The sequence below is a fragment of the Nonomuraea sp. NPDC050790 genome, from assembly GCF_044456745.1.
In the GTDB taxonomy this organism is placed as follows: Bacteria; Actinomycetota; Actinomycetes; order Streptosporangiales; family Streptosporangiaceae; genus Nonomuraea.
Genome location: NZ_JBITGF010000015.1, coordinates 41,186 through 50,361 on the forward strand (window position 1 = coordinate 41,186; position 9,176 = coordinate 50,361).

General features: G+C 71.5%; 13 protein-coding genes. 4 read left to right on the forward strand and 9 right to left on the reverse strand.

Features of this window, described 5'->3' with window-relative positions:
- The first annotated feature begins 35 nt into the window (after positions 1-35).
- A complete protein-coding gene (locus ACIBEJ_RS47410; protein WP_397189597.1) occupies positions 36-1,271 on the forward strand; it encodes an NAD(P)H-binding protein in 1,236 nt (411 codons plus the stop codon).
- 71 nt (positions 1,272-1,342) lie between these two features.
- On the forward strand, positions 1,343-1,540 hold the full coding sequence (locus tag ACIBEJ_RS47415; RefSeq protein WP_397189598.1) for a hypothetical protein: 198 nt from the start codon (positions 1,343-1,345) through the stop codon (positions 1,538-1,540).
- A 9-nt stretch (positions 1,541-1,549) separates the two neighbouring features.
- On the opposite strand, the gene ACIBEJ_RS47420 is transcribed toward ACIBEJ_RS47415, so the two are convergent.
- Both ACIBEJ_RS47420 and ACIBEJ_RS47425 read right to left on the reverse strand, forming a co-directional pair.
- Complete coding sequence (locus ACIBEJ_RS47420) at positions 1,550-2,422, reverse strand: sigma-70 family RNA polymerase sigma factor (RefSeq protein WP_397189599.1); 873 nt, start codon at positions 2,420-2,422, stop codon at positions 1,550-1,552.
- The gene (locus tag ACIBEJ_RS47425) at positions 2,419-2,820 is read right to left on the reverse strand and encodes a VOC family protein (RefSeq protein ID WP_397189600.1); all 402 of its coding nucleotides are present in this window, start codon (positions 2,818-2,820) and stop codon (positions 2,419-2,421) included. Before ACIBEJ_RS47425 ends, ACIBEJ_RS47420 begins: the two co-directional genes overlap by 4 nt.
- Positions 2,821-2,984: 164 nt before the next feature.
- Here ACIBEJ_RS47425 and ACIBEJ_RS47430 point away from each other — a divergent pair, with 164 nt between their 5' ends.
- On the forward strand, positions 2,985-3,332 hold the full coding sequence (locus ACIBEJ_RS47430; protein ID WP_397189601.1) for a hypothetical protein: 348 nt from the start codon (positions 2,985-2,987) through the stop codon (positions 3,330-3,332).
- A 44-nt stretch (positions 3,333-3,376) separates the two neighbouring features.
- On the opposite strand, the gene ACIBEJ_RS47435 is transcribed toward ACIBEJ_RS47430, so the two are convergent.
- Both ACIBEJ_RS47435 and ACIBEJ_RS47440 read right to left on the reverse strand, forming a co-directional pair.
- A complete protein-coding gene (locus ACIBEJ_RS47435; protein WP_397189602.1) occupies positions 3,377-3,697 on the reverse strand; it encodes a hypothetical protein in 321 nt (106 codons plus the stop codon).
- 106 nt (positions 3,698-3,803) lie between these two features.
- Complete coding sequence (locus tag ACIBEJ_RS47440) at positions 3,804-4,418, reverse strand: TetR/AcrR family transcriptional regulator (protein ID WP_397189603.1); 615 nt, start codon at positions 4,416-4,418, stop codon at positions 3,804-3,806.
- A 53-nt stretch (positions 4,419-4,471) separates the two neighbouring features.
- Between ACIBEJ_RS47440 and ACIBEJ_RS47445 the strand changes: the two genes are divergently transcribed.
- A complete protein-coding gene (locus tag ACIBEJ_RS47445; RefSeq protein WP_397189604.1) occupies positions 4,472-5,893 on the forward strand; it encodes an MFS transporter in 1,422 nt (473 codons plus the stop codon).
- Between the two features lie 23 nt (positions 5,894-5,916).
- Here the strand turns inward: ACIBEJ_RS47445 and ACIBEJ_RS47450 are convergent, their stop codons facing one another.
- The 5 genes from ACIBEJ_RS47450 to ACIBEJ_RS47470 all read right to left on the reverse strand — a co-directional run bounded on the left by ACIBEJ_RS47450 (position 5,917) and on the right by ACIBEJ_RS47470 (position 9,066).
- A complete protein-coding gene (locus tag ACIBEJ_RS47450) occupies positions 5,917-6,696 on the reverse strand; it encodes an ArsR/SmtB family transcription factor (protein WP_397189605.1) in 780 nt (259 codons plus the stop codon).
- Between the two features lie 307 nt (positions 6,697-7,003).
- Positions 7,004-7,426: a PPOX class F420-dependent oxidoreductase gene (locus ACIBEJ_RS47455; protein WP_397189606.1), complete on the reverse strand. Its 423-nt coding sequence runs from the start codon at positions 7,424-7,426 to the stop codon at positions 7,004-7,006.
- Positions 7,423-7,944, reverse strand: a complete 522-nt coding sequence (locus tag ACIBEJ_RS47460) for a pyridoxamine 5'-phosphate oxidase family protein (protein ID WP_397189607.1) — start codon at positions 7,942-7,944, stop codon at positions 7,423-7,425. The genes ACIBEJ_RS47455 and ACIBEJ_RS47460 overlap by 4 nt, the downstream gene beginning before the upstream one ends.
- Before the next feature lie 162 nt (positions 7,945-8,106).
- Positions 8,107-8,769 carry an FMN-binding negative transcriptional regulator gene (locus ACIBEJ_RS47465; RefSeq protein WP_397189608.1) on the reverse strand — a complete coding sequence of 221 codons (663 nt, stop codon included), beginning with the start codon at positions 8,767-8,769 and terminating at the stop codon, positions 8,107-8,109.
- 30 nt (positions 8,770-8,799) lie between these two features.
- On the reverse strand, positions 8,800-9,066 hold the full coding sequence (locus ACIBEJ_RS47470; RefSeq protein ID WP_397189609.1) for a hypothetical protein: 267 nt from the start codon (positions 9,064-9,066) through the stop codon (positions 8,800-8,802).
- Positions 9,067-9,176 lie beyond the last annotated feature (110 nt).

The following is a 9,176-nucleotide window of genomic DNA, read 5'->3' on the forward strand; positions in this document are numbered from 1 at the left end:
TCAGGACACAACACTACGAGTAAGGAAAAATCCGCATGACCTCAGCACAGTCCCGCATGCCGGACCCGGTCCCGTTCCTGCCCGAGCTGGCGGCGATAGCCGTACCGCTGCACCAGATCATCGCCAACGGCGTGATCCCCCCGGTCACCATCGGCCTGCTGCAGCTACGCGCCGGGCAGATCCTCGGCAGCACGTACTTCACCATCAGGGAGACCGCCAACCTGCGCAGGCTGGAAGAGACGGAGGAGCGCATCACCGCCGTGGCCACCTGGCACGACGCCACCGTCTTCACCTCCGCGGAACGGATCGCGCTGGAACTCGTGGAGGCCGTCCTCACCCCGAACCCGTCAGGCGAGCGCGTCTCCGACGACCTGTACGCCAGAGCGGCGGCCCACTACGACCACCGGGCGCTCTGGCATCTCGTCATGGCCATCGCCCACATCGGCTTCTTCACCCCCGCCGCGCTCATCGCCAAGCCGATCCCCGGCAGGCCGCCCGGCAAGAACTACAGCCCGGCCGCCGCCAAGGTCGCGGTGGCGGGTGCGACCGGACGGCTGGGCCGCCACGTCGTCGACGTCCTGACCGAGCGCGGCCACCAGGTCGTGCCGATGTCGAGGGCCACCGGCGTGGACCTCGTCACCGGCGAGGGCCTGGCCGAGGCGCTCACCGGGGTGGACATCGTCATCGACGTCGCCTCGTGGCACTCCTCCGAGCAGGAGGCGGCCACCGAGTTCTTCCGCGCCTCGGCCCGCAACCTGCACGAGTACGGGCAGAAGGCCGGGGTCGCCCAGATCACCGTCGCCTCGATCATCGGCGTCGAGTCGGCCACGGCCGGGTTCCTCGCCGCCAAGAAGGAGCACGAGGCACTCCTGCTATCCGGCCCGCTCCCCGTCCGCATCCTGCGGGCCGCGCAGTTCCACGAGTTCGTCGGGCAGCTTCTGGACTGGCGGCAGGGCGAGGTCGCCTACGTCCCCGCCCTGCCCACGCAGCTCGTGGCCGGCCGTACCGTGGCCGAGGAGCTGGTCGGAGTGGCCCTCGACCCCCGCGCGCCCGCCGCGGGAGCGCCGATCCCCGAGATCGCCGGACCCCGCGCGCAGACCATGGCGGAGGCCGCGGCGCTGCTCGGCGCCCGCCGGGGCGTCGAGGTCGTCGCCGTGGACGGCGCCGGGATGCCGGACGCCGAGCTCGCCGCCAAGGGCGCGTTCCTGCCCGGACCGCACGCCAAGCTCGCCGGGCCCGCCTTCCAGGAGTGGCTCGACGCCCAGCCGTGAGCCCGGTGTTGGTCAAGCTCCAGCCAGGCGGATGGCGGCGGTCCAGGCCGTGGCCCAGGATGCAGGGGTTCATGACGACCTTCAGAAGGAGCACGATGCGCTACCTGGTCCTGATCTCCGCCGCCGCCGCCGGGCTGTTCCTGGCCGCCCCCGCCCAAGCCGCGCCGACGCCGCCCAACGAGGGCGCGACCCAGACCCAGAGGATGCCCGGCGACCTGCTCGCCGGGCTGACCCGAGGGCTGCCGATCAAGGGCCTGCCGGTCGGCTGAGGCCAGCGCTCACGCCGGGGCGGCCAGCTCGATCGAGGCGAGCTTGGCCGGATCGACGACGATGTGGATGCCGGTGATCCGCGCTCCGGTGACGGTGAACGCGATGACGGACAGCGGGGTTCCGTCGGGGCGCCAGGACATGTGGCCGGGGATGCCGTTGACCAGCACGGGCCGTTGACGGGCGATCTCCCCGGAGAACCTGCGCGCGCCGGCGGCCACCTCGGTGGCGCCGAGCGTGACGACCACGCCGCCGGGGGTGTCCACGGTCAGCTTCACCTCCGGGTCGAGCACACGCAGGAGCGCCTCGAAGTCACCGCCGCGCGCGGCGGCGACGAAGGCGCCGACGACCTCCTGGTGTTCGCGGCCCGGTCCCAGCGGCCGGTCCGTCGCCTGGACCTTGCGGCGGGCGCGGCTGGCGATCATCTTGGTGGCGTCGGCCGACTTGCCGAGGATCTGCGCGATCTCGCGGAACGGCACCGCGAACAGGTCGTGCAGGACGAACGCCAGCCGCTCGCTCGGCGTGAGCGTGTCGAGCACGACGAGCAGGGCGAGGCCGACCGAATCGGCGAGCGCCGCCTGCTCGTCCGGGGCGGGTTCGTCGGCGGGCGTCACCACGAGGTCCGCGAACTCGTGCCCGTATGCGGTCTCGGGGTGGGCCTGGCGGGATCTGAGGTGGTCCAGGCTGATGCGGCCGACGACCGTGGTCAGCCAGCCCGGCAGGTTGGCGATGGTGGTCGCGTCCTGACGTACGAGACGCATCCAGGCTTCCTGGACCACGTCCTCGGCGTCGGCGTGCGAGCCCAGCACGCGGTGGGCGAGGGCGCGCAGCCGGCCGCGGTGGGCCTCGAACTCCTCGGCCAGGCCGGGCGGGTGGGCGCTCACGGCCGGCGGGGCTTGCGCTGCTGGCGGAGCGAGATCCGGTTGCCGTCCGGGTCCGTGGCCTCGGCGCGTACCCCGAACGGGTAGTCCACCGGCTCCGGCTCCTCGAAGACGACACCACGACCGCGCATGTTCTCGAAATCCCTCCGCAGATCCTCGGACTCAAGGATCAGCGGGCCTGGCGCGCCGTCCCGGCCCAGCTTACCCGGCCGGCCCGCGGCGTCCGGGTACGACCACAGGAGGATCTGCACCTCGCTGCCGGGCACGCCGACGGTGAGGAAGCGTCCGTCCGGGCCCGGGTAGTCGATCCGCTTCTCCAGGCCGAGTCCGCGCGTGTAGAACTCCAGGGCGCGGTCCTGGTCGGTGACGTAGATCGTCGCGTACATGATGGTCGTCAGCATTCCGCTCTCTTTTCACTCGTCGTTTCGCCCTTATGACGAGTGCCGGGGAGAGAAGGTAACTTCACCGCGTGGCCATATGCGCGGAGCGTGTTCGCATGAAAGCGTAGAGCGACGAACGGCAGGTCGTCTGCCGTTCGCGTCCCCGCTCCGAAAGGTCGTGTATCGTGCGCCTGCGTCAAGCCGCTGTCGCCATCGCCGGAACGTTCGCTCTCGTCTCCGCCTTCGCCTCGCCCGCCAGCGCCGCCCACGGTGAGTTCCAGTACACCTACGTCGGCATCATCGGGCAGCCCCAGATCGGGATGCTCCACGACCCGCCGAGCGGGCAGTGCATCACGCTGCCCGAGGTCGCCAACCCCAGCGCGAGCGCGCCCGCCCACTCGCCGCGCAACCGGACCTCGTCCACGGCCACGGTCTTCACCGAGCCCGACTGCGAGGGCGACTGGTTCACGCTGAGGCCGCACACGGGCGGGGGTTCGGATCGGCTGAAGCTCCGTTCCGTGGTCTTCTCCTGACCCATCGGGCCGGCTCTCCAGCCGGCCCGTTTTTCCCCGAATAGTCAGCCCGCCTCGTAGGCGTACCAGGGACCGTCGAGATGCTCGGCCTCGGCCGGCGGCACCCGGGGGCTCCAGACGTACCCGTAGGCGCGGTCGCCCAGCCACCCCCGCCCCTGCTGGAAGTAGACCCGGCCGTCCGCGCGGAAGACCTTCTCGAACGTCAGGTTCCCGATGGCCCGTTCCCCGAGGTCGTCGCCCTCCCCCAGCGTGCGGGCGAGCGCTTCCATGCTCCCGGCGGAACCGGCGAAGCGCTCGTCCCGCGCGGGAGCCGCGGCCATGACCGCGACCAGCACGAGGACGCCCGCCAGAAGCACCGCTCCCACGTACGCGGGCCCTGCGTAAGGCAGAACCCTCCACCACGATCGTTCCGCTCATGCGGCCATCCTGACACGGCCTCGGGATGGCCCTCGGCAGGTGGCTCGACCCTGATCAGGGCTGGGCGCCCAGGCCGGTGGTCAGGGCGGTGAACAGGTGGTCGAGGCGGGTGCGATGGTCGGGGGCGATGGTGTCGGGCGGGTCTCCGTCCAGCAGCCGGCGGGCCGTCTCCACCAGGACGACGGTGTAACCGGCGACGAAGAAGGCGGCCAGCAGTGCGGCGTCGCCGGTGAAGGACGGGTCGTGGTCCAGTTCGTCGGCGAGCGTCCGCTGGAGGTCGGAGGCGATCTCCCTGGCGCGGGCGATCAGCGCGGGCGAGGCCGCGACGGTCCTGAAGAAGGGGGCCGACCCCTCCCTCAGGCCGGACAGGGCGTGGCGGTCCTCCAGGACGCGGTAGGCCACCTCACGCAGGGACGGGAGGACGCCGGTGCCGGGGGCACGGTCGCGGATCGCGGAACGGAGGAGGTCGGCGGCGTCGTCCTGGCGGTCCAGGAGGAGGTCCTCCTTGCGCGGGAAGTGCTTGAACACCGTCACCGCCGACACCCCGGCCTCCCGCGCGACGTCGGTGACCGTGACCGCGTCGAAGCCGCTGTCAAGGAACATCCGGGTCGCGACCTCCGAGATCTTCGCGCGCGTCTGCGGCCCGCCTCGCGCACCGGTCCTGGGCATCGTGCCCTCCCCATTTACTTGTGTCACTTAACTTAGTGACTTACCTTAGTGACATGTCCTTCAACCAGATTGTCGCCCAACCCCGATCCCTTCGGGAGGCGTGGGTCGCGCTGGCGGGGCTGTCGGCGGTGTTCCTGTTCGAGATGCTCAACACCTCGATCCTGAACATCGCCCTGCCCGTCATCGGACGCGAGCTCCACGCCTCCACCACCGCGCTGCAATGGGTGACCGGCGCCTACTCGGTCGTGTTCGGCGGCCTGATGCTGGCCTTCGGCGCGGTCGCCGACCGCTTCGGCCGGCGGCGGATCATGCTGGCCGGGCTGGCCCTGCTCGGCGTGGCGAGCCTGGCGACCGCCCTGGTCACCACCGCCGAGCAGTTGATCGCGGTCCGGGCCGCCATGGGCGTGGCCGCGGCGATGACGACCCCGGGCTCGATGGCGCTGGCGTTCCGGCTGTTCGACGAGGACGCCCTGCGCGTGCGCGCGCTCACCCTCATCTCGACCGTCGGCCTGGCCGGGCTCGCGATCGGCCCGACGGCGGGCGGCCTCGTGCTGGCGATCGCCCCCTGGCAGGTCCTGCTGCTGGCCAACGCGCCGATCGCCGTGCTCGCCCTCATCGGCGTCCGGTACGGCATAGCCGCCGACGACCCGGACGGCCTCCACCGCGACCCCCTCGACCTCCCGGGAATGCTGCTCGGCACGGCGACGGTCGTGCTCGCCCTCCTCGCACCGACGCTGTTCGTCGACCAGGGCTCCTGGATTCCCTGGGCGGTCACCGCAGCCGCCGCGGCGACGGCGGCGGGCTTCGTCCTGCGCGAGCGCCTGGCCGTCCATCCGCTGCTCGACCTGAAGCTCCTCGCCCTCCCTCTGGTCTCCGGCGGACTGGCCTACAAGGCCGCGACCGGGCTGGCCACCGCCGGACTCACCTACCTGGTGACGCTCCAGCTCCAGCTCGACTGGGGCTGGCCGCCCGCGCTGGCGGCCCTCGGGATGCTGCCGCAGGTCGTCGTCCTCATCGCGGGCAGCGCGTTCGTCAACCCGTTCGTCCAGAAGGCCGGCCTGGACCGGGCCGCGTGGATCAGCTCCGTCGCGGTCGTGTCCGGCCTCGCCGTCTACGGCCTGCTCGGCCGGTTCGGCTACCTGTGGGTCGCGATCGCGCTCGTGCTGGTGGCGGCGGGGATGCGCGTGGTCGGCGTCGTCGCCGGGCTCAACGTGGTCCGCGGCCTGCCCCGGGACCGGACCACCATCGGGACCGCGCTCGCCGACACCGCCTCCGAGGTCACCTCGGGCATCGGCATCGCGATCACCGGCACCGTCCTCGCCGTCGTCTTCACCGGCGACCTCGCCACCTCCCCCTGGAGCCCTCGGCAGACCGGCGAGTTCCACGGCGCCGTCACCCTGGCGAGCCTCACCCTCACCGTCGTCGCCGCGGCTCTCGTCGCGTGGGGAATCGCCCGCACCCGGCCCACCGCCTGAGCCGGCCGGGCGGTGAGCACCGGTCAGGTGTCGTCGGGCAGCGGTTCGCCGGTCTCCAGGAGCGACTTCAGGCTGGCCACCACGCCCGGCCAGCCCTGCCCGGCCATCTCGGCCAGGCGCGAACCCGGCTCGAACCCGTCGTGCACCACGGTGAGCTTCACCACCCGCCCGGCCTCCTCGATGGTGAACGTGACCTTCGAGCGCGGTTCGCCGGCCAGCCGGGCGCGCAGCTCGTCGTCCCAGCCGAAGCGCCTGGCGAGCTCAGGCGTGATGGCGTGCCAGGTATAGGAGAGCCGCGTGTACGGCTCCGCCGCCAGCACGACCTGCCCCGGATCGCTGATCAGCACCCCGTGGTTGTCCCAGGTCATCGGCGACCCGGCGGACCAGTCGGTGGTGAGCTCCGTGGCCCAGTAGCGGCGGGTGAAGGCGGGGTCGGTGAGCGCCCGCCAGAGCTCGCGCGGGGTGGTGCGGATGTAGGTGGTGTAGACGAAGGCCGGCGCCTCTTCAAGGGCGAGTTTCAGGTCCGCCAGGGCTTCGACCCTCGCCTGGTCGTAGCGGCTGATCCACCGGTGGGCGATCTCGTGGACGGGCGCGGCGTTGAGGAAGTGCAGCTTCTCGCGGCCCCGCCGTACGGTGGAGACGAGCCCGGCCTCTTCCAGCACCGCGAGGTGTTTGCTGACGGACTGCCGGGCCATGTCGAGACCGGCGCACAGCTCGCGCAGCGTCTGCCCGTTGCTTGCGTTCAGCGAGTCGAGCAACGCGCGCCGGCTCGGATCGGCCAGCGCCTTGAACACCTCGTCCATGCTCGTCCCGTACCCCACTTCAACGGCCAACAGGCAGCCGTCTAGCTGCCTTTCACATTAGGCAACCAAACGGCTGCTCGTCAAGCGCGAAGATCAGTCATCTGACAGAAGCTAGCCGATGACGGAGGCGGCAGGCTGCGGTCAGGACACGGACGGCCCTCAGGGAGCACCCATGTCCTCGGTGGGGGCGGCGAAGTCGGCGTCGCCTGGGAACTCGGCGCCCTGGCTGCCCAACGCGGTGCTCGTACCAGAGTGCGTGGGTGAAGCACTGTTCGACGAGGCCGCCACCGCCGTACGCGGAGGATCCTCAGCCGAGCCCGGAACGGGCGACGACGTTGGTGATCCCGATGCGGACCGCGGTGAACCCCTCCCGCACGAATGACGCGGCGACCTCCTCGGCGGGTTGAGCCGGGTAGTAACGGCCGGCAACGGCCCTGGCCACCTGCTTGATCCGCGCCGGCTCGGCCGAGGTCCGCGCCTCGCCTTCGACGGTGACGAAGCTGTAGGGCTGCCGGTCGTCGCTGACGCAGACCGCGACGCGCCCGTCACGTGCCAGGCTCCGGCCCTTGACGCTCCCGGGCGACAGCAGGAAGGCGAGCTCGTCGCCGTCGAGGACGAAGCAGACCGGGGTGACATGGGGCCGCCCGTCGGCGCGGGTGAGGGCGATGTGCGCGAGCCGCGTACCCTCCGCGACGAAGGTACGCCATTCCTGGTCGGTCATCGTGGTCATCGGGCTTCCTCCCGTTCCGTGCGGCCGGAGAAGCGCCAGCGGGTGGCGCTGAAGCCGTCCTCCTTGCCGAAGGCGAACACGCGCTCCGGCTCCATCGCGTACACGTGCCGGGGATCGGTGTCGCCCGGATCGTGGAACTCGCCGTCCCGGACGAAGGGATGCCACCACGGATACTTGACCGGAAACAGTCCCGCCACCCGCCGCAGCCGGGCGACGTCCCGGACGAGGTGGGCGGCGCCTTCGAGGACCACGTCCACGTCCTGGCCGGGCACCGTGACCGCGCAGCCGTCGTTCCGCACGAGGTTGCGGGCCTTACGGGAGTCCCGGAAGGTGACGAAGCAGGCCGCCCCGTCATCCCACACGGCCAGCACCGGCACCACGTGCGGGCGCCCGTCCCGGTCGGTGGTGGCGAGCAGGTAGTCGCCCGCCTCCGCCACCCGCGTCCGCACGTCCGTCCAGGTGAGACCCGTCAGGGGCGTGCCACGGGGACTGGACAGCTCTTCCGCTTGGATCGTCATGCCCACGACGCTAGGCGAGTCCGTTCATCGGGAAAAGCGATGATTCACGATCAGATCAATCGCCCTGAGCGATGCGCCTTCGCGGCGGGCCGTACGAAAGCCAGAGTGGCCTGACGGCGGCCAAGGCGCGGGAGGCCGCCGAGCCCATCGATCACGACGACGTCACGCGCCTCCACGGTCGTGGACCTCCTTCCTGTTCCGCCCGGTACGGTCGAACCGCTCGCTCATCAGCCACAGGCTCGTCCGCGCTCCTGGATCGTCCCGCTCGGAAAGGGCGTCCATGACCCCGACCCGGTCGCCGGGGGTTCGATTCTGGCTCATCTTCACCTTCGCCTCGATGGAGTCGATGGCCACCGTGAACGCCTGCAGCCCGCCCAGCAGCTCGGTGGTGCGGGCCCTGGCCCAGCCGTCGGCCCGCCACGGCTCGGCGCGCCCGCGTTCGTGGTCCTGGACCAGCGACATCAGGTGGGCCCTGACGGCCGCGGGGTCGTCGAGCGGCGTGGCCGTGCCGCGCACGTGCACGGCGGTGAAGTTGTAGGTGGGCAGACCCTTGTCGGCGTACCAGCCGGGGCTGACGTAGACGGCCGGGCCGAGGAAGCAGACGAGGACCTCGGCGCCGCAACGCAGGGATCGGGCGATCGGGTCGGCGGCCGAGACGTGGCCGACGAGCTCGTCCAGGCCGACGGGGTCCTGACGCATCTGGACGGGGACGTGGGCGACGCGCAGGTCAGGGGAGGCCGCGATGACCGTCGCGAACGGCCAGTCGGCGACGAGGCGGCGTACCTCGTCGAGGCCGGCATCGGCGTAGGCCGGGTCGATGTACATGATCACGTTCCATTCGGGCGCGGAGTGCTGTCACCGATCATCAGCCGCCAGGCGGGGCCGCGCACCGGAGCATGCGCCAATTCCCGCCGCCCGAGTTGGTGCCCTCGACCCACTTCGCCGGCGGCCGGCGTGCAGCCCCGGCACGCCGTCGACGACCGTGGCCGACCTGGTCGTGCTCGACCGCGACCCCGGGATGCCGTCGCGCACGACCTCGGCCCGCATCGGCGTCAGCTCGTTGTGGCAGCCCGAGGTGAGCAGCGTCGGAAGGTCGACCTCGCCCAGGTGGTCCGTGATCATCGTGGAGAAGACCTGTGGCCCATGCGGTCGAGCGGGCGCTGCACGAAGTCGGGATAGGGGTCGATCCTGCACATGTGGCGCCGGCTTGTCCCGCCCGCGGCCCCCGACCT

What these genes read in the sequence shown, in the direction of transcription:
- ACIBEJ_RS47410 (WP_397189597.1), top strand. Translation starts at nt 36, where the DNA reads ATGACCTCAGCACAGTCCCGCATGCCGGACCCGGTCCCGTTCCTGCCC.
- ACIBEJ_RS47415 (WP_397189598.1), top strand. Translation starts at nt 1,343, where the DNA reads ATGACGACCTTCAGAAGGAGCACGATGCGCTACCTGGTCCTGATCTCC.
- ACIBEJ_RS47425 (WP_397189600.1), bottom strand. Translation starts at nt 2,820, where the DNA reads ATGCTGACGACCATCATGTACGCGACGATCTACGTCACCGACCAGGAC.
- ACIBEJ_RS47440 (WP_397189603.1), bottom strand. Translation starts at nt 4,418, where the DNA reads ATGCCCAGGACCGGTGCGCGAGGCGGGCCGCAGACGCGCGCGAAGATC.
- ACIBEJ_RS47445 (WP_397189604.1), top strand. Translation starts at nt 4,472, where the DNA reads ATGTCCTTCAACCAGATTGTCGCCCAACCCCGATCCCTTCGGGAGGCG.
- ACIBEJ_RS47450 (WP_397189605.1), bottom strand. Translation starts at nt 6,696, where the DNA reads ATGGACGAGGTGTTCAAGGCGCTGGCCGATCCGAGCCGGCGCGCGTTG.
- ACIBEJ_RS47455 (WP_397189606.1), bottom strand. Translation starts at nt 7,426, where the DNA reads ATGACCACGATGACCGACCAGGAATGGCGTACCTTCGTCGCGGAGGGT.
- ACIBEJ_RS47460 (WP_397189607.1), bottom strand. Translation starts at nt 7,944, where the DNA reads ATGACGATCCAAGCGGAAGAGCTGTCCAGTCCCCGTGGCACGCCCCTG.
- ACIBEJ_RS47465 (WP_397189608.1), bottom strand. Translation starts at nt 8,769, where the DNA reads ATGTACATCGACCCGGCCTACGCCGATGCCGGCCTCGACGAGGTACGC.
- ACIBEJ_RS47470 (WP_397189609.1), bottom strand. Translation starts at nt 9,066, where the DNA reads ATGATCACGGACCACCTGGGCGAGGTCGACCTTCCGACGCTGCTCACC.